The sequence below is a fragment of the Crinalium epipsammum PCC 9333 genome (assembly GCF_000317495.1).
GTDB classification, from domain to species: domain Bacteria; phylum Cyanobacteriota; class Cyanobacteriia; order Cyanobacteriales; family PCC-9333; genus Crinalium; species Crinalium epipsammum.
The window spans coordinates 4,627,663-4,646,780 of record NC_019753.1; the positions used below are offsets into that span (position 1 = coordinate 4,627,663).

Sequence of the window (19,118 nt, forward strand, 5' to 3'; positions counted from 1 at the left end):
TCTGATAGATCTCTTACGATAACTGTAATTCCAAAGTTACTATTAGTGAAGGATTTTTAACTAAGCAAAATTTAGCAGAATCTTCTCCTTCTAAATGTAAAGTTACTGCTTCGCGCAAATTGTCTACAACTTCATCCAATGTATCTCCTTGAGTTACTACGGATATTTCTAAACATTCTGCAACATAACCTCGTTGTTCCCCTAGATAAATAAACGCTTTAATACTTTTTTTCAACTCCATAATTACTCCTGTATAGATAATCCCCAAGCAGCCTTGTCCCAGGCTTTGTTCTATGATGTATTGACCACACTACAGTTTTTTTAGTTGTCCAAAACGTTGTATACGGTTTTATGAGCCGCTTTTGTTTTTGTTTATTGTGGCATAAGCTTGTGTATAGTGTGTTATTTATAACCCCTCTCTGTTAACAAAGATGGGAGTTTTGCTTTATATTTATATCTACCTAGCTTATACTGCTACCAAAATAGAGAACTTAAATGTCTAAGATTACTATTAAGCAACTTTTTACTTACTACATCAAAGGGCTTACCCCTCATGCTTGTGAGTCTGTGTTTCTGAAAGAAGGGCATGGTATTCCAGGCGATCGCACTTTTGCTCTAATGTATGATGATAATCTTACAGATATTGGTGAAGCTGTTGTTCCTTGGATGAAAAAAAAGCATTTTGCCGTCCAAAATGATTGGGCAGGTTTAGCAGGATTATCGTGTCATTACGATGTTGAAACTGCTCTTTTGACCGTCAAACGTCATGGAGTAAAACTTTTAGTGAGTGCCACTAATACTGAAGTTGGACGTGATAATATTAGTAAGTTTTTCACGGGTTATTTAGCAGGATTAACATCTAGCGAATTAGCGAGACATCCAGATCATGCGCCGTTACGTTTTGTCGGAGATAGTAACGGTAGTGCTCGTTATCCAGACCGAGAACCTGTGCATATTTCCTTACTAAGTCAAGGTACATTAAATGCACTCAGTGATTTACTAGAACAACAAGTTGATGTGAGAAGATTTCGACCCAATGTTGTTCTAGAAGGGGTAGAACCTTGGGAAGAATTTAAGTGGGTAGGGCAAGAATTTATGCTGGGAACAGCTAAAATTAAAATTACTGCTCCGATTAACCGTTGCTTAAATATTAATGTCCATCCTGAAAAAGGGGAATTAGATTTACCACTTTTAACAAAATTGAAACAGCATTATGGTCATGTGCAAACGGGAGTTTTAGCTACTGTATTAAGTAGTGGTTTTGCTAAAATAGGAGATAAATTAATAAACATTTGAAAAAGACGTTAAAATTTACTTTAAAAAATTTTAACTACAGAAACCACAGGTGAGCAGCAAAAGCAATAAAATAAATACTTATTTTGTATATCTGTAAGTAATAAAAATTTATGATTTTAATAAAAATACAAAAACCCGCTTAAGCGGGTTTTTGTATCTTAGCCTCAATTTCCCCCTGCAATATCATTAGATTAGGAAATTGCACTAATGACAGTGTTAAGATGTTCAGCAAAAAATGCTGTAACTTGATGTGTAGCTGGCAAACTATCTACTACTATCGCCGTACACAATAGCATCATATAAAGGATAGAGAATTTAAACAGCGATCGCGCTACCTGTTTATCAGTCGGTGCTTGTAATAACTGCCATGCTTTCTTAATAAAAACTACCCCTAAAACAGTAGCAATTATCCCATAAAGTACCCCTGTTGCTCCTAAAGGATAAACCAGCAACAAGGTTAGTGGAACCATAATTAATGTGTAGATCCAAATTTGCTTTGTAGTTGCAACTTCTCCCTCAACCACTGGCAACATGGGAACGCCTACTTTAGCGTAATCATCTCGAATCATTAACGCTAATGACCAGAAATGGGGAGGAGTCCAAATAAACACAATCAGAAATAATAACCAAGGTTCCCAACTTAAATCGCCCCTAACCGCAGCCCAACCTACTAACGCTGGAATTGCCCCTGCTGCACCACCAATCACAATATTTTGAGTAGTATGACGTTTGAGTAAGTGGGTATAAATTGCCATGTAGAAAACAATTCCAGACATGGCTAATAAAGCACTCAGCAAATTAGCAAAAACTGTGAGGATGGTGAAAGAAAGACTACCAAGTGCGATCGCAAATAGCAAAGCATCACGCGGTTGTACTCTACCTGAAGGAATAGGACGCTTACGAGTACGCTCCATTGCATAATCAATATCACGGTCATAAATGCAATTCAGCGTTTGGGCAGATGCAGCAGCTAAAGTACCACCAGTTAGCGTCACCAAAAGTAAAATAGGATCAACTTGTCCATCTGAAGCCATCCACATTCCGGCTGCGGTTGTAATTAGCAGTAATGGGATAATCCGAGGCTTTGTTAATTGGTAATAGCTTTCAATTACTTCTAAAAAGTTTTGATGTTGGCGAGAGATACTCGTCCCAGTCATTATTTGTACCTTATCCTTTATTTAAAACAACACGCAGCTAGGTAATTGCACTTAATTTAGTCATGGTTCAACTGCGGTTTTATCTGTCTAACTAAAGAGTTTAGGAACCTCTGACAAATTAGTTTTAGATTCATCGACAGAGTTATAAGCCTGATAATTATAGCCTTGAGCGCGATCGCGAAATGCCAAAACAGTAAACATCACCAGTGAACCAAGTAACGTAGCACCAACGGCTTGATGAGATACTGTCAACGGTTCTACTTGGAGGTGTAAGCGGAAAGTAGCGATGCCTAAAACTATTTGCAGTACCAACAACCCACCAGCAATGTTAGCTAGTTTTCTTAGTAGTGGATGTAGTGCAGGTGTCCGCCATGCCATGATCACAACTGCCAAAGTTCCAATACTTGCAGGAACAACCCCAGCAATATGACTATTCATCACCGCGCATAACTGCGATGCGCCAAAACATTGATGTACTGCCCAACTAGATCCTACCAATGCACCTAGTAAACTTTGGATATAAACCAAAATAGCAGCAGTTAAGCTTACCCAACCTAACTTTCCGGTTGCGCCCGTACCTTGGTAAGGCATCAAAGCAACACCAATTACTAGCAAGGTGATAAAAAATAACAGCGCGGTTCCTAAGTGCGCGGTAACAATATCAAAGCGCAGCAGTTGTGTAACTGTCAGCCCCCCTAAGACTCCTTGGAAGACGATCAAAAACAGCGCAAAAGTTGATGCCCAAGGTAGCCAAGCAGGTAAAGATCGCCTATACCACCAGGATAAACCAGCTAGAGCGATCGCACTCAAGCCAATCAATGCCGCATCCAACCTGTGAAACCACTCTAAAAATACCTGCAAATTCATTTGTTGGCTAGGTACTAACTGCCCGTAACATAAAGGCCAGTCAGGGCAAGCTAAACCAGCATTCATCACGCGAGTTGCACTACCCACAGCCATTAATATCAAAGTGGCGATCGCAATTTTCCATACCAAACGGCGAATGCGTTCTCTTGGTTGGGATTCGCTACTTGTTGCAGCTTGCTGTGGTAACACCGAATTAGCCATATTGCCAACCTAATAAATCTTAAATCTTACTTAAATTAACCAATTAAGAGTACCTGCTCATTCCCACACTAGCACTCTAGCCTCGAAGCTATAGTTATATCCTTTACCACTTTAAGTACGTTAGCCTGAGATAGAAATCTTCCTTTGGAATTTCTTCCGATTGGAGGAGTGTCCCATAAAATTGCACTAGATTACGATTGCTTATATCAATTTGACTTTTCTTAAAATTTTAAAGGAGTTGTCTTGAATCTGTTTGCTATATAGCCTACGCTGACAAAGTTGAAGGTGATCTCAAAGAAAATTCTAAAGAGTTACCAATATACCACCGAGTGTTTGTTAACTGTTTTACCGTAGAAGTAGGTAGTTAGCTCTTACTCAGTCAGCTTGATATTGAAAAACATCAAGACTATAGCCATAATGCTGCCCGTGAATATCTCATAGCCCAAAGCTAACTGCCATAACGCTCAAACCGTCTTCATAGGCAAAATTTACCCAGGTATCAATCTTGGTTATTTTTAAAGCAGTTTTGTAGGAAATTCTCAAAAATCGTGAAAATACCAAGTCCTATATCTACCCTTATTGTCGGCGTTTTGCTGACGCTGATCAGCCTCTGGTATGGTCAAAATCACGGTCTACTGCCAATAGCGGCATCTAATGAAGCTGCTCAAGTAGACGGCTTGTTTAACACAATGATGACTATTTCCACAGGAATATTCCTCATTGTTCAAGGAGTAATCATTATCTCCGCAATTAGATTTCGGAAGAAAAAAGATGATAATACCGACGGCCCCCCGATTCATGGCAATGTTCCCTTAGAAATTCTTTGGACTGCCATTCCTGCTGTAATCGTTGCATGGCTTTCGATTTACAGTTTTGAAGTTTACAACTCTATGGGTGGTTTTGACCCAATGGCAGGTGGTGATCCCCATGCCATGCACACAGCCAGTAAAATGCGGGGAGCAGCTATAGCAGCAACACTTCCTGGTTCTACAGAAGAAAATGAACACACTTCGCAACTGATAGCCGTCGGTGTCGGTGCTTCACCAGAAAATATCGGCAGAACAGCAGATGTAGTTGTTAATGTTAATGGTCTCCAGTTTGCCTGGATTTTTAACTACCCTGACACTTCTATAACTTCTGGCGAGTTGCATATTCCCGCAGGTAAGGAAGTACAACTAAATATCTCTGCTGCTGATGTCATACACGCCCTTTGGCTTCCCGAACTACGGCTAAAACAAGACGCAATTCCAGGTCGCACCACTGAAATACGTTTTACGGCTCAAAGAGTAGGCGAGTATCCCATCAGGTGCGCTGAATTGTGCGGAGCCTATCACGGAGCAATGAACACTAGGCTGATTGTTCACACACCAGAGGATTACCAAACCTGGGTGCAAAGTCAGCAGGAAGTAGCAAACAACCCAGACTTAAATCAAGCTGTGGCGGTTAATCCTGCTACCTTGTCTGAAGGTGAGTACTTGAATCCCTATGCTAATGAAATGGGGATCACATCAGAAACACTACAGCAAATACACGCTACTCATCATCACTAATATTCCTTAGCTGCGCTCTACAATCCCAAAGAGCTTCTGAGTTCTTAATTCTGACTGCTGAATTCTTTTGTTATGACACAAGCACAACTACAAGAAACTGCTAATCTACCTGCCCACAGTACAGAACCTGGGCAGAGAAATTGGCGAGACTACTTTACTTTTAATACTGACCATAAGGTAATTGGAATCCAATACCTAGTCACAGGATTTTTCTTCTATTTGATTGGGGGATCGCTTGCTACAGCCATTCGTACAGAATTGGCAACCCCTGATCCTGACTTAGTTACACCAGATGTGTACAACAGCTTATTTACCCTCCACGGAACGATCATGATCTTCCTGTGGATAATTCCTGCGGGAACGGGAGGTTTTGCTAACTTCCTGTTGCCATTGATGATTGGCGCAAGGGATATGGCGTTCCCTCGCTTAAATGCTGTTGCTTTTTGGATTGTTCCCCCTGCGGGTTTGTTATTAGTTGGTAGTTTCTTTATTGGCTCCGCGCAATCCGGCTGGACTTCCTACCCTCCTTTAAGTTTGATGGGGAACAAAGGGGGAGAAGCAATTTGGATATTGAGCCTGCTATTGCTCGGTACTGCTTCAATTTTGGGTGCGCTAAATTTCTTCGTTACCCTATTAAAAATGCGTGCGCCAGGGATGGGGTTGAATCAAATGCCCTTGTTCTGCTGGGCAATGTTGGCAACTTCGGGGCTGGTAATACTTACCACACCTGTTTTGGCAGGAGCCTTGATTTTATTAGCATTTGACTTATTAGCAGGAACAGCATTTTTTAACCCCACAGGTGGTGGCGATCCAGTTGTATACCAGCATATGTTCTGGTTTTATTCTCACCCTGCGGTTTACATTATGATTTTGCCTTTTTTTGGGGCAATCTCAGAAATTATTCCTGTACATTCTCGTAAGCCAATTTTTGGTTACAGAGCGATCGCATATTCCAGTTTGGCAATCAGCTTCTTAGGCATGATTGTCTGGGCGCACCATATGTTTACCAGTGGAACCCCAGCTTGGTTACGGATGTTTTTCATGATCACCACCATGATTATTGCCGTACCAACTGGAATTAAGATATTTAGCTGGTTAGCAACCATGTGGGGCGGTAAAATCCGTTTGGAAAGTCCCATGTTATTTTCAATGGGTTTAATTTCCACCTTTGTCGTCGGCGGAATCACCGGAGTTATGGTTGCTGCGGTTCCCTTCGATATTCACGTCCATGACACCTATTTCATCGTCGCTCACCTGCACTACGTTCTTTTTGGCGGTAGCGTTTTCGGAATTTACGCTGGTATTTACCACTGGTTCCCGAAAATGACCGGGCGGATGCTCAACGAAACTTGGGGCAAGGTTCACTTTGTCCTGACTTATTTCGGCTTCAATCTGACATTTTTACCAATGCACGAGTTAGGACTATTGGGAATGCCTCGGCGCGTCGCCATGTACGACCCCCAATTTACCAATCTCAATCTAGTTTGCACCGTTGGTAGCTACATCCTAGCTGTTTCGACAATTCCTTTCTTAGTGAATGCTATATGGAGTTGGATGTATGGAGCGAAAGCTAGTGAGAATCCTTGGGGTGCTTTAACCCTGGAGTGGATGACAAGTTCACCCCCAGCAATTGAGAATTTTGAAGTGATACCTGTGTTGAGGACTGGCCCCTATGACTACGGTATAGGCGATCGCAGTACTGAAGTAAATGTAGCTATGTCTGAGGCTAAAGATCCAGTTTTGTCTGCTGGTCCTAGTTCGGTATTACGTGCTGATCCCGACCCTGCGGTTGCCATTCATCCTGATGACCGCCAAGGCGAAAGTCAAAATCGCGAATAATTTAGCTATCAGCTATCAGCTATCAAAAATTTTCCTCCCCCCTCCCTCCTCCCTCCTCCCTCCTCCCAATTTTCAAGACAGGTCTATTTCTGAACGCTGATTGCTGACGGCTAATAGCTAACTGCTAATAAATGAATTTTTTACTTAAGAGGTACTAGAGATTCATGCAAGGTTCAACAATTGACCCCGCAAAGACTGAGCTTAATTATCATCATCAAGCTGAGACAACACATACTCATCACGAAGAACATCCCGATTTTCGGATTTTTGGATTGATTGTATTCTTGGTTGCTGAAGGAATGATTTTTATGGGCTTATTTATCGCCTATTTAACATTCCGCGCTGTCACACCAACTTGGCCACCCGAAGGAACCCCGGAGTTAGAACTTTTACTGCCTGGATTGAACACAATAGTTCTTATTGCCAGCAGTTTTATCATCCACCAAGCAGACAGCGCGATTAAAAAGAACAACGTAGCAGGTTTAAGAACTTGGTTTGCTGTAACTGCTTTGATGGGCGCAGCTTTTTTAGTTGGTCAGCTTTATGAGTATTTCCACTTAGAATTTAGTCTCACTACTAACCTGTTTGCCAGCACATTTTACGTTTTGACAGGTTTTCACGGTTTGCACGTTACTTTTGGTCTAATACTTATTTTGGCTGTATTGTGGCGATCGCTCAAACAAGACCACTACAGCAGTGAGAATCACTTTGGCGTGGAAGCAGCAGAAATTTACTGGCACTTTGTAGATGTCGTCTGGATTATTCTGTTTCTATTGCTCTACATTCTCTAGATCTTTAGTTCTTTCCTTAATGAAAAAAGCCTCCAACTGGGGGCTTTTTTTATTCATTGCTTGTAGGGGCGGGTTGCACCAAAAATCTATTCTTCCAAACCATTGATCTACATAAACCCGCCCTGATATCAAGGATGATTTCTGCGTAAGTCCTAACTTTTAACCTACATCAAACCCCAGAAATGTAAAATTCCATCACCAGAAGTTAATTCAATGATTATCCCTATTGCAAAACCAAGCATTGCTAAACGACCATTCCAGATTTCAGCTTGTGGAGTAAAGCCAGTTTTCCAAGCGTTCCGATCTGCGGCATCCATAATCGGAGGTGTAATTACTTTAGGTGAGTCTTGCATGATTTTTACTATCTTCGTATAACTATATATTAACAAATGTAAATTATTTTAACATATTAATACTCATTCGCAGGTTAGACTAAGCCCTGAGTTACTAAAATAGCTCGACTAATCTCTATTGTTAATATCTCTTGAGCCAGTTAAAAAACTGTCCACCCGCCTACTACTTGAGGTAGATGTAAATTTACTATCAAAGCATTACCTACTTCACCAAGAAACTTTAAAAACGGGATATTTTATGCAACAAATTCATCCTCAAAGAGATAGCGCCGCTTGGATATTTCAAACTTGGGCTGCTTTTGGGCTTTCAATTGGCATGACAACTGTTGGGATTGTTAACCTACCCGCAGATAACTGGATAAAAGGCTTTATGGGTATGGGGATGGCGTTCTCAGTTGGTTCTACGTTTACATTGGCAAAAGCACAAAGAGATTTTCACGAATCTAAAAGATTAACTTCCAAAATTGAAGAAGCTAAAGTTGAGCAATTATTATCGCAACATAACTCACTTAAATAAAAATTAAGGGCTGCATCTAGCAGCCCTTTTGTATAAATTATGGTTGTTTTTTCTGTTGCTTCTGCTGTTTTTGACGACGCTTGTTAGCAGTAACGATCGCATGATCCAAAGGATAGCCAACAATGGGGATTACCTGATACTGGCGTTCTTCTTCTTGCTGTTTCAACTCTGTATAATCTAGCCAGTGAATACAGTCAACCGGACAGGTATCAATCGCTTCTTGAATTACCTCTTCCGAGTCGCCATCTTGACGGACAACGCGCGATCGCCCATAATCCGGTTCAATGTAAAATGTATTGCGAGCTACATGAGCGCAATGCTTACAGCCAATACAGGTAAGTTCATCAACATAAACGCCCTTTTGTCGCAGCACTCCCCCTAATTCTGGCTCAAAACCAGAACGCTCAGGAGAATCCCTTAAAAATCCACCTAATTCTGGTTCTAAACCAGAGCGCCCTGAGTTCGGATCGAGGGGTGACTGCGATAAATCAGACATTATGCGCTCCAGCGTTGTACAACTAAACGAATTGAGCCGTCGGTATTATTTTGTTGTTCAGAAACTTGGAAACCTTGCTTAGTTGTTTCACTTAAAACTGTTTGATAAGCATAGCCTTGAGTTACCTTGTTTAAGAAACCCTCTACAGACAGAGGTTGTTTCCAATACTCTAAATCTGCAACTAACTCGTATTCTTTACCATTAGAGCTAAAGCCAATGTCATAACCATTGTCTTGCTCAATGACAACTTCCGCATTACGGGTTTGACCACGATAGCCCCTGACTGGCTGAGGGCCTGCTTTCCAGTCAATACCCATATCAGTTAAAGCAGCTTTTAAAGAAGTTAAGTTACGGATTTGAGTTTTGATGTTGCTAAAGTGTGACATGGTGATTTTTATGGTTGAATCAGGAACAAAAAAAAAACCTACCACTCGCTGTAGGTTGCTTGCGTTGTCGCTACTGCCGTTTGATTAACTTGTTGAGCAAAATATTCGGATGTCTGCTCCTGATTGATCACGTTACCAAGCTGAGATTCAATTGCAGCAGTTACCTCGGCGCAGGATGCACCAATGATTCCTGTCACTTTCTCTTGAACCCGACCATCGGGATAAATCACAAACTCTAACGTTTCCATGCTCATGGCGTAGTAAATCCTCAATTCTTCGCTACAGCAATAACGACAGTAGCTGTATGGCGGTGGAAAAATACCTTAATACCACCCACTGACCCGCAAGCCACTAAACTAATTTTCATTAATTGTGTCACAACGAGTCAAAAGTTAACAAATTTTATTAAAGCAGTGAGTAGTACATTGATTATTTGTCAGTTTCGCTTAACTTTTCATCTACGTCAAGATATAGAAAATAAATTTTAATTTCCCTGAGCAACTGGAAAAGCGTGATCCCTTACGGCTTAAGCGTGATAATTAAACTTGGTGCCAATTGAGTTAAGACTAATGAGTGCAGAGCAAGTTACAGGTTTAAGCAACGTTCCAGCCGTCAAGCAAATAAATGTAGGTGTTTTGGGTTTTGGTGGTTTAGGTCAAGCTGCGGCTAGAGTTATTGCACCTAAACAGGAGATGCTTTGGGTAGCAGCAGCAGATCAAAAAGGCTATGCCTATGATGCTGAAGGGTTAGATCCAATTTCTTGTAGTAAAATTTACCAGTCTCAGGGTTCTCTGGGTTATTTAGAGCCTTATGGCACTCTTAGCAATAGCAGTATTGAGGAATTAATTAGTAAAGCTTCTGTAGATGGCTATTTCCTAGCTTTGCCGAATTTGCCGAATACATTTATGGCTGATGTCGCGCGGGCATTTATTGCTTCTGGTTGGCAAGGGGTGTTAGTGGATGCGATGAAACGTACTAGCGCCGTTGAGCAATTGTTGCAGCTAAAAGATGAGCTACAACAAGCTGGTATTACTTATATGACTGGTTGCGGTGCAACACCTGGGTTATTAACGGCAGCAGCAGCATTAGCCGCTCAAAGCTATACAGAAGTCCATAGTGTCAAAATCACTTTTGGTGTCGGAATTGCTAATTGGGAAGCTTATCGGGCGACTATTCGGGAGGATATTGCTCATTTACCAGGCTATGATGTAGAACGCGCCAGAGCAATGACGGATGCTGAGGTGGAAGCATTACTAGATCAAACAAATGGCATCATCACGCTAGAAAATATGGAACACGCTGATGATGTGATGCTAGAACTAGCTGGTATTTGTCCGCGCGATCGCGTTACTGTTGGTGGCGTGGTGGATACTCGCAATCCTAAAAAGCCCCTAAGTACGAATGTTAAAGTTACAGGTCGTACATTTGAAGGCAAAATTTCTACCCATACATTTACTTTAGGTGACGAAACTAGCATGGCAGCAAATGTTTGTGGTCCTGCATTTGGCTATCTTAAAGCTGGCGTGACATTGCACCGTCGAGGAATTTATGGTTTATTTACTGCGGCAGAAATTATGCCTCAGTTTGTGCAGTAGCGATCCTTCGGTTAGCAGTTAGCCATAGCAAATCACTATTGATTGCTGATTATTTTAAGACAGCCATCGTTCTAAAAACTAATTGCTCAAAGCTAACTGCTAATTGCTAAAAGCTATTTAGGTGGAATTCCCTGTGAGAAATTATCTGCCATTTCTTCCTCAATCCGCTCTACTGCTGCTTGAATTACAAATGGTAGATTAGCGCCTATCAACCCTTTTTTTATCCGTTCCGGTGTTTCTGGAAATAGTACAAAAAGCGGATCAATTTGCTCAGATGCTTCACTAAATATATGTTGATGAGCAGAAGGCATCAGCCATTCATAATCTGTATGTAGCAATACTTGTGTTTGCCGCCAACGACTGAGAAGCTGCGAAAAATCTTCATGGGGTCGATGGATAAAAATAAAGATTTCCACCCCAACTTTAATTTGCCATTCAGGATCGCACATTAAAATTGCTACATCACAGGGTAAAACAATGGCTTCTCGGCTAGAGATTATTTGTTGGCTAGTTCCTGGTTGAGATGTTGCTTGGCGAGTTAGCACTACTGGTAGGGGAATAGTAATCACGCTCTGAGTAGGACGACGCATACTAGGAATCATTTCCAGGTATGGTCGGTGTTGTTTTAAGAGCGCGATCGCGGCTGTCTGGTTGCTATAATCTGCTAACAACTCTTCGTAATCAGATTGCTTAACAGGCATTTTATAGAATTAGAGAGCGACAATTAACTTAATCTTTAAATGTTATTGACTATTAACCCAAGCAGAGTTTTCAATTGTGTAAGTAATTTTAAGGATTTTCCTCTAAAACTCTTACAAAATTTAGTGGCTATAAATTATTAGGCAAAGGAAGCAAAGAAGTATTTCAAGCACATTTAACGTTAAATCTGCTCAAACCTCTACTTTAGCCAAAACATTGAAAGGGACATTTCCCTTTCACTATAGCCAATAAATTACTATGCAAATAACCCTTGATGTGAAGTTAGTTATCAATTTATTTGCCACTGTCTCATCAACGCATTGCTGTTTACTGACTAGCTGAGTGTTGAGCTAACTGCTGACTAACTTCTGGATTGTATAGCCGCAAATAATTCCAGTAGTTACCAAAAACGTTTTTCACATATCCTTGGGTTTCCTCAAACGGAATTGCTTCGACAAATTCATCTGGATCAGTTGGTAGTTTTTGCTTCAGCCAGTTAGAAACATTACCAGGACCAGCATTATAACTAGCAACGGCTAACAGAGAGTTATTGTTGTAGTGCTTATGAGTTGTAGCTAGATAAGCTGTCCCCAGTTGAATATTATCCTTGGGATTGGTAAGTGAATATTGCTGCAAATTTTCAGTTTTAGCCTCAGCAGCAGCCGTAGTAGGAATTAGCTGCATTAAACCAGTAGCACCGACAGGAGATTTAATTGCTGGCTCAAAGCGTGATTCTTGCCGGATTAAAGCAGTTACTAGCAAGGGATTGATTTGACGTTGTTGTGACCATCTTTCGATAAAGTCTATATAGGGAAATGGATATAAGCTTCGCCAGTAAGTCATTTTTCCGCGTATAGCTTGATATTCTGCTTGCTCTGCTGGGGTTTCACGATCTTCTAGTTGAGAAATTTGGGCCATTCCTTCTTGATGCTTACCTAGCTTGAGTTTTAGCAATCCATCTGTAAACTGTTCTGATACTGTTGGTTGTAAACGATTTTGAAATTCTGTCTGCCAAAGTGTCCAAGCATCACTATCTTGCCCTAACTGATATAGTTCCTTGAAAGTTTCAGAACCAACAGGTGGTTGCGATCGCGCTGTAGGTCGCACAATCTCAGGAGATAATTGACGTACTGTGGTAAAATCTCCCACATCCCAACCTAAGTAAACAGCAGAGCGCCACGCATAGTAAGACTGAGGATAGTTAGCCAGTGCCTTTTCAAACATTTCTTTGGCTTGTTTCTCGTTGCCTAGTATCTTCGCCCATTTCCCTGACCAAAAAGTTGCTCTGGCAGCATACTGGCTTTTAGGATTTTCCACTGTGATAGTTTGCGCTAATTGGGAAGCTGCTTGTAAGTCACCACTGGCAGCCTTAGCTTGTGCTTGTTTCCACCGATATTCTGCTGCTGCTTCCGAGTTACCATACTTAGTTAATAACAGTTGCAGATCTTGTTGAGCAGCTTGAGGATTTTTGCTTGCTACTAGCATTTCGGCTTTGGTGCTGAGAGCTTGACTTGCTCGTTCTGGAAATTTAGCTTTTACTTGGTCTAGATCTGACAATGCTTCTGGTAGCTTTGATAAGTTAGCTAAACGGATTAAGCTGCTAGCAGTTTCTTCAGCATCGGGGAAATGACTAACTACGTATTGATATGCGTTAATTGCTCCTGGCTTTTGTCCGCTAAGTTCTAGCGATCTAGCAACGCGATAAGCATTAAATGGAGTCTCAGTAGCACCCCATTGGTGACAAGTTAAGCCTGTAACTGTTTTGTCAAGAGGCTTTCAGAGAATTGTTGAAAAAAAACTGGTCAGACCCTCGTTGAAGATTGGGAAAAGGAGCGACAATCAACTTAACATTGGGGTTTCGTTGCTGTTTGATAATACCTAAATCTCGATTTTCGGGATCAGCAAAATACTTAACGGGGTCTGTTGCCTTACCTTTCTGATGAGCCATAGTAAAATGATAAAGACCGCGATAAATCATTTCTAATGAAATCTCGTCGAAGGGGAGAGCAAGTTCATCTGCTACGGCATCACCTAAATCTACTAAAACCGCATAAAATAACCAGGTCGCCCAAATTTGTAACTTAATTCCATTGATTGAACCCGTCCATAAATAACTTAAACCTAAAAGCCTCTTGACTGTGTTAAAAGCATCTTCAATCCGCCACCGCCGCCGATATAAATCTGCTACCACATAAGGGGGTAAAATATTAGGGTCTAGGACGCTGGTTAAATAAGAATGCCAGGTTTTTCCTGACCTGACTTCAATCAAACGCAAGGTAATAAATGGAGTCTTCTTTGTGCCAGAACCAAAGCGTATCTTCCGATCTCTCAGTTCATAACTATCGGTAAATATTTGTTCTACTTTGATTGCTGCTCCTTTTTTTATTCTCGTTATAAAATCTACTTTTTTCTCAATTAATTGAAACCAAAAATTAAAGTGATAAAACCCTCTATCCAATAACAGCAAGGTGTTTTTTGTTACTAAATTTAGAATGTTTTCTTCAAGTTTAATATCAGAAGCTTTAGAATTTTCTTCAAACCAAATTTCTACAGGTAATCTAGTCATTAAATCAATTACTGTACTCATTTTTCCGGCTAATTGCCCTCTTTGAGTCTCTTCTAAGCTTTTTAACTTCCTAAACAATGCCTCCAATGTTGACCCATCTACTATCCAAATCTTCTCAAATTTTGACAAGGTAAATTGAATACTTTCTGGCAATGGACGTTGATTTCTACTATGCCAAGTTGCTCTTAAACTCGGCAATAAATCTTTAAATACTTTTTCAAATAATTCAGATGGAAATGTTAAAAATCTTTGTGATACCGCTTGTTGACTAACTTTTGTGGGACTACACCACAGAAAACCATCTCTGGCTAACATTCTTGTTAGTTCTCTGACTCCTGCCACATCTCGCCACAGCAAGGTCAACACCGCCGCCATCATCAACGGTAAATTCAGTATCCGTTCTCTGAGTCCTAATTTTCGGTAGTAATTTTCTTGATTTGTAATGGCTGGTGTCAGTAATTTTTCCAATTGCTTGGCTATTACTTCGTCTTCCACCAGTGGTCGTTGTTTCTTTTTCGCATGGTCTCGATTGGTTTTTCGGCTTTGTGTCATGGCTGGTCTAAATCGCTCAACTACTTGTCTAGACTGAGTTTCTCACGATTTTTGACCTAGCCAAATACCACCCTTGACAATTTTCTCTTTTCCTTAACTTGTCACCAATGGTAGCACCCATATAAGCAGAGGCGGATTTGCTATACTCTCGGTTTTGCCAATAAGATGAGGCGATCAGTTCCCAGTCTTCAGCCTTAAGTTGTGCAGCATACTGTTTAGATAGCTGGTCTAATACTGAAGTAATGTTAGGTGAATCGGGAGCATACTTGACCAACAGCAACATTAATTTTTGCTGATTGGGATTTTGTGCCAATTGCTGACGGATAATTTTTAACGTGCGGGGATGACTGGGGAATTTGGCGATCGCCTGATCCCAAAATTGTCGTTCCCTACTTCCCAAAACATACATTGCCTCAGCCGCCACAGGCGAGTTGGGATAGCTTTTTACAAGTTCGCGTAATACTTCCTCATATTTGGCTTTATCCCCGCTTAATTGATATGCTTGGGAACGTTTCAGCAAAACGTAGGGTGCTAAAACTGAATAATTTTTCTCTAACCCTTCTAACCAACTCAAAGCTTTTTTAGCTTGTTTTTGTTGCAGCAAGTCTGTCGCCAATAGATAGCGGGCGCGACTTTGCTCTAGAGAATCTTTACCCTGGGCGATAGCTTCTAAACGTCCTGCTCGTTGTGATGTAGGTGAAGATACTAGATGTAAAACTTCGGATTTTTCTTGATTGGCAGAATTAAGGCTGTTTTGACCGATGAATGGTCGCCAGGTGAGCAATTTTCCGTACCAATCATAACTTGCTCCCAACACAGTTGCGCCAATCACAAGCGCAGCTACTCCTACGCCACTAGCAACTGCTATTTTGCTTGGCGATTGTTTCTGTCTATATGTATTGGAGCGGTAAACAACTATACTTGATTTTTTCATCATATTTTACGTTTTACGTCCCACATTCACCGATGATAGTGGCAAGCAAAAGCACCCTCCGCTAATGGTTTACAAGAAAATGAGCTACAAAAAATTTTTGTTTGAAATCAGCTAAATCTAGAAAACCGAATAATTCAAAAAACAGATAGTAGGAAACCTAAAACCAGCTAGAGTAAAGCTTTTATTTGCCGTGAAAATATCAACTTGCGTAAGTTCAACATTAAAACTTTTAGTCAAAGTAAAAGCTCAAGTATGCTTTCTTGATAGTTTAATACTATAAGCTCCCATTGTAAAACTTATGTGGGATCAGATAATCGTTCTTCAGCAGAGAATTTGAAAACAAGCTACTGGATATTGGCAATTAATACCTTTATTTGAAAAAATTCCCTTTATATAACTCCAAATATCCCCATAATATATTTTTTACGGATGATATAAAAAATTTTTATTTTAAGGTATTTATATATCTTGTGCTGGATGTCTCATTTGCTTTTTTACTGTTCGAGTGAGTTTGATAAGCAAATGTTTGAGTGAAATCAGATGCTAGTTTAGAAACACGGAAAATTTTGATGAGTCGTGGGAATTTTTGGGCAATACTGGTACAGGTACTTCTAGGTTTAACCAACAATGGAATTTCGAGCGATTGATAGTAAAGTCTTAAACTGGACAGGAGATGCCCTAGCAATTGGATTTTTTGAAAATGGGGTTGATCTCAGTGGAGATTTAGCGCAACTTGATGACAAGTTTGCTGGTACTTTAAAAGAGTTAATTGCTGAAACAGAATTTAAGGGCAGTGTTGGCAGTAGTGCAACTACTCGTGTGGGCGGTGGTAGCAAGATTCGCAAAATAATTATTGTGGGGCTGGGTAAACAAGAGGCGGTAAAATTAGACGGCTGGCGTAGAGCGGCGGCTGTTGTGGCTAGATCAGCCAGAAAAGAAAAGTGTAAAACACTAGGAATTAGTCTACCTGTATGGAATGATGACCCAGATGTAACTGCTGGTGCGATCGCAGAAGGAGTTATCCTAGCTTTACACCAAGACAATCGTTTTAAATCTGAACCTGAAGACAAGCCTACAGCAGTAGAACAAGTAGATTTATTAGGTTTTGCGGGTCAGGAAGCAGCTATTACTCGCGCTCAACAAATTTGTGATGGAGTAATTTTAGCCAGAGAATTAGTAGCCGCTCCACCAAATGAGTGTACTCCAATCACAATGGCAGAAACTGCCCAGGCGATCGCAGATGCCCATAGTTTGCAACTAGAAATCTTGGAAAAAGAAGATTGTGAACGCCTTGGGATGGGTGCTTTTCTCGGTGTTGCACAGGCATCTGATTTACCACCCAAATTTATCCACCTCACATATAAACCACAAGGAACTCCCCGCCGGAAATTGGCAATAATTGGTAAAGGTTTAACTTTTGACTCAGGCGGTCTTAACATCAAAGGTGCTGGTAGCGGCATCGAAACCATGAAAATGGATATGGGGGGCGCTGCTGCTACTTTAGGTGCTGCTAAAGCTATTGGACAACTTAAGCCAGATGTCGAAGTTCACTTCATTAGTGCCGTTACCGAAAACATGATTAGCGGTCGCGCAATGCGCCCTGGTGACATTCTCAAGGCATCGAATGGCAAAACTATCGAAGTCAACAATACCGATGCTGAAGGACGACTTACCCTAGCTGATGCCTTAGTATTTGCAGAGAAGCTAGAAGTTGATGCCATTGTTGATTTAGCCACACTTACGGGTGCTTGCATCATAGCCTTGGGTGATGATATTGGTGGTTTATGGAGTCCCGATAACGGTCTAGCTTCCCAACTTACTCAAGCTGCTGAAAAAGCAGGGGAAAAATTTTGGCAGATGCCTTTAGAAGAGAAATACTTTGAAGGTCTTAAATCCCCCGTTGCTGACATGAAAAACACGGGACCTCGTGGTGGTGGCGCAATTACTGCCGCTTTGTTCCTCAAACAGTTCGTCAAAGAAACTCCTTGGGCGCACTTAGACGTTGCTGGTCCAGTTTGGGCAGATAAAGAAAACGGCTACAATAACTCTGGCGCAACTGGATTCGCAGTACGCACACTGGTTCATTGGGCGCTAGGAGAAGCTTAATCAACAGAAGTTACGCAAATTTTAGATTAATAAACCACCTGTAGGGGATGTAGAGACGCGAAATTATGCGCTGCGCGCACGCTACGCGAACGCGTCTCTACAGATGTACCGCTATATTATTTAATTTCTGGATGCACTGTTTCTTGTAGGGGAGTACATAAGCGATTAATTGTATAAATCATTTGATACAAACGTGCAAAATCTCGTTGGTTGAAGTGTAAAGCCAAACGAGGTAAATCTTCAGTTCCATCTCCCAACTCAGTCGGAAATGTTTGAGCTTTTTCAATTTTTCCCTTAATTAAAATATCGCTATAGTCCTTATTTAACTGCTCAACGCATTGATCAGATAACTCAGATTTCAGGCGGATGACCAACTTGCCCTCAACATAGCGGCTAGAGTGATAAACCTTATAAAAGCTATTAATTACCTCACAGGCTACATCTAAGTTATCTGTGATTGTATACATACTGGGATCTTCTGGACTAACTAAACCAGGTTCAACTAAATGAGTATGAACATAAGCTTCCCAAGCTTGCCAATAGTTCCCACCTGGTCGATCAATTAATACCATAGGAACGGGACCATACTTACCAGTCTGGCAAAGTGTTAAGCATTCCATCGCTTCATCCTGAGTACCGAAACCACCAGGAAAAAATGCGATCGCATCACTTTCTCGCAGAAAAAATAACTTCCGTGTAAAAAAATATTTAAAATCAATTAACTTCGGATCGCCCTGAATAAAAGGATTTGCCCCTTGCTCAAAGGATAGTTCAATATTAAGACCAAAAGACTTTTCAGCGCCCGCCCCTTCATTACCTCCTTGCATAATGCCCCCGCCAGCACCAGTCATTACCATGAAACCTTGCTGGGTCACACGACGAGCAAAGTCCACAGCCATGCGGTATTCTGGAGACTCTGACGACACTCGCGCACTCCCGAAAATCGTAATTTTGCGGACGTGCCGATAAGGATAAAATACATTAAACGCCCGCTCCATATCCTGCATAGCGGCGCTGAGAATTTTCCAGTCTAGTCGGTCAATTTCCTGCTCTGAAAGTCTCAGCAATACTTCTAGCGATCGCTGTATCCATTTTCCATGCTTTAAGGTCGGTAGCTTCTCAACTAATTCAGCTAATTCCGTTTGCAGTGATTCAAGATCATTTGCAGCAGACGATACCATAACTTTTAGTAATATAAGCGGGATTCTATTGT

The 19,118-nt window shown here is 41.1% G+C and carries 19 protein-coding genes; 7 read left to right on the plus strand and 12 right to left on the minus strand.

From position 1 onward, the window contains the following. Positions 1 to 13 precede the first annotated feature (13 nt). Positions 14 to 241, minus strand: coding sequence for a type II toxin-antitoxin system HicB family antitoxin (locus CRI9333_RS20055; RefSeq protein ID WP_015204993.1), 228 nt, complete (start codon positions 239 to 241; stop codon positions 14 to 16). Between the two features lie 254 nt (positions 242 to 495). Between CRI9333_RS20055 and CRI9333_RS20060 the strand changes: the two genes are divergently transcribed. Next, a complete protein-coding gene (locus CRI9333_RS20060) occupies positions 496 to 1,296 on the plus strand; it encodes an MOSC domain-containing protein (protein WP_015204994.1) in 801 nt (266 codons plus the stop codon). 191 nt (positions 1,297 to 1,487) lie between these two features. Here the strand turns inward: CRI9333_RS20060 and CRI9333_RS20065 are convergent, their stop codons facing one another. Together CRI9333_RS20065 and CRI9333_RS20070 are read right to left on the minus strand one after the other, a co-directional pair. Next, a complete protein-coding gene (locus CRI9333_RS20065; protein ID WP_015204995.1) occupies positions 1,488 to 2,453 on the minus strand; it encodes a heme o synthase in 966 nt (321 codons plus the stop codon). A gap of 87 nt (positions 2,454 to 2,540) precedes the next feature. Further along, a complete protein-coding gene (locus tag CRI9333_RS20070; protein ID WP_015204996.1) occupies positions 2,541 to 3,521 on the minus strand; it encodes a COX15/CtaA family protein in 981 nt (326 codons plus the stop codon). A gap of 548 nt (positions 3,522 to 4,069) precedes the next feature. Here CRI9333_RS20070 and CRI9333_RS20075 point away from each other — a divergent pair. From CRI9333_RS20075 to CRI9333_RS20085, 3 genes are all read left to right on the plus strand, one after another. Next, complete coding sequence (locus tag CRI9333_RS20075) at positions 4,070 to 5,071, plus strand: cytochrome c oxidase subunit II (protein ID WP_015204997.1); 1,002 nt, start codon at positions 4,070 to 4,072, stop codon at positions 5,069 to 5,071. Positions 5,072 to 5,143: 72 nt separating this feature from the next. Continuing rightward, positions 5,144 to 6,910, plus strand: coding sequence for a cytochrome c oxidase subunit I (gene ctaD / locus CRI9333_RS20080; protein ID WP_015204998.1), 1,767 nt, complete (start codon positions 5,144 to 5,146; stop codon positions 6,908 to 6,910). Positions 6,911 to 7,074: 164 nt separating this feature from the next. After that, on the plus strand, positions 7,075 to 7,701 hold the full coding sequence (locus tag CRI9333_RS20085; protein WP_015204999.1) for a cytochrome c oxidase subunit 3: 627 nt from the start codon (positions 7,075 to 7,077) through the stop codon (positions 7,699 to 7,701). A gap of 164 nt (positions 7,702 to 7,865) precedes the next feature. On the opposite strand, the gene CRI9333_RS20090 is transcribed toward CRI9333_RS20085, so the two are convergent. Continuing rightward, positions 7,866 to 8,054: a chlorophyll a/b-binding protein gene (locus CRI9333_RS20090; RefSeq protein ID WP_015205000.1), complete on the minus strand. Its 189-nt coding sequence runs from the start codon at positions 8,052 to 8,054 to the stop codon at positions 7,866 to 7,868. Positions 8,055 to 8,292: 238 nt separating this feature from the next. On the opposite strand from CRI9333_RS20090, the gene CRI9333_RS20095 reads away from it, so the two are divergent. Then, positions 8,293 to 8,571, plus strand: coding sequence for a YiaA/YiaB family inner membrane protein (locus tag CRI9333_RS20095; protein WP_015205001.1), 279 nt, complete (start codon positions 8,293 to 8,295; stop codon positions 8,569 to 8,571). Between the two features lie 37 nt (positions 8,572 to 8,608). Here the strand turns inward: CRI9333_RS20095 and CRI9333_RS20100 are convergent, their stop codons facing one another. Genes CRI9333_RS20100 through CRI9333_RS20110 form a run of 3 tightly spaced genes read right to left on the minus strand, consistent with a single transcriptional unit; the run spans position 8,609 to position 9,701 of the window. Beyond that, positions 8,609 to 9,067, minus strand: a complete 459-nt coding sequence (locus CRI9333_RS20100) for a ferredoxin (protein WP_015205002.1) — start codon at positions 9,065 to 9,067, stop codon at positions 8,609 to 8,611. Then, on the minus strand, positions 9,067 to 9,453 hold the full coding sequence (locus CRI9333_RS20105) for a DUF1257 domain-containing protein (RefSeq protein ID WP_015205003.1): 387 nt from the start codon (positions 9,451 to 9,453) through the stop codon (positions 9,067 to 9,069). Before CRI9333_RS20105 ends, CRI9333_RS20100 begins: the two co-directional genes overlap by 1 nt. 38 nt (positions 9,454 to 9,491) lie before the next feature. Beyond that, a complete protein-coding gene (locus CRI9333_RS20110; RefSeq protein ID WP_041226135.1) occupies positions 9,492 to 9,701 on the minus strand; it encodes a DUF2997 domain-containing protein in 210 nt (69 codons plus the stop codon). A 321-nt stretch (positions 9,702 to 10,022) separates the two neighbouring features. Between CRI9333_RS20110 and bioU the strand changes: the two genes are divergently transcribed. Next, entirely contained in the window at positions 10,023 to 11,048 is a 1,026-nt protein-coding gene (gene bioU, locus CRI9333_RS20115) for a (S)-8-amino-7-oxononanoate synthase BioU (RefSeq protein WP_015205005.1), read from the plus strand. A 113-nt stretch (positions 11,049 to 11,161) separates the two neighbouring features. On the opposite strand, the gene CRI9333_RS20120 is transcribed toward bioU, so the two are convergent. From CRI9333_RS20120 to CRI9333_RS20135, 4 genes are all read right to left on the minus strand, one after another. Further along, a complete protein-coding gene (locus tag CRI9333_RS20120) occupies positions 11,162 to 11,749 on the minus strand; it encodes a hypothetical protein (protein ID WP_015205006.1) in 588 nt (195 codons plus the stop codon). 325 nt (positions 11,750 to 12,074) lie between these two features. Continuing rightward, positions 12,075 to 13,304: a lytic transglycosylase domain-containing protein gene (locus CRI9333_RS20125; protein WP_051035413.1), complete on the minus strand. Its 1,230-nt coding sequence runs from the start codon at positions 13,302 to 13,304 to the stop codon at positions 12,075 to 12,077. A 208-nt stretch (positions 13,305 to 13,512) separates the two neighbouring features. After that, positions 13,513 to 14,811, minus strand: a complete 1,299-nt coding sequence (locus tag CRI9333_RS20130; protein WP_083890046.1) for an IS4 family transposase — start codon at positions 14,809 to 14,811, stop codon at positions 13,513 to 13,515. Positions 14,812 to 14,893: 82 nt separating this feature from the next. Further along, a complete protein-coding gene (locus CRI9333_RS20135) occupies positions 14,894 to 15,802 on the minus strand; it encodes a tetratricopeptide repeat protein (protein ID WP_157462358.1) in 909 nt (302 codons plus the stop codon). A 624-nt stretch (positions 15,803 to 16,426) separates the two neighbouring features. On the opposite strand from CRI9333_RS20135, the gene CRI9333_RS20140 reads away from it, so the two are divergent. Further along, complete coding sequence (locus tag CRI9333_RS20140; RefSeq protein ID WP_015205007.1) at positions 16,427 to 17,905, plus strand: leucyl aminopeptidase; 1,479 nt, start codon at positions 16,427 to 16,429, stop codon at positions 17,903 to 17,905. Between the two features lie 116 nt (positions 17,906 to 18,021). On the opposite strand, the gene CRI9333_RS20145 is transcribed toward CRI9333_RS20140, so the two are convergent. After that, on the minus strand, positions 18,022 to 19,086 hold the full coding sequence (locus tag CRI9333_RS20145; protein WP_015205008.1) for an LOG family protein: 1,065 nt from the start codon (positions 19,084 to 19,086) through the stop codon (positions 18,022 to 18,024). Positions 19,087 to 19,118: the final 32 nt, after the last annotated feature.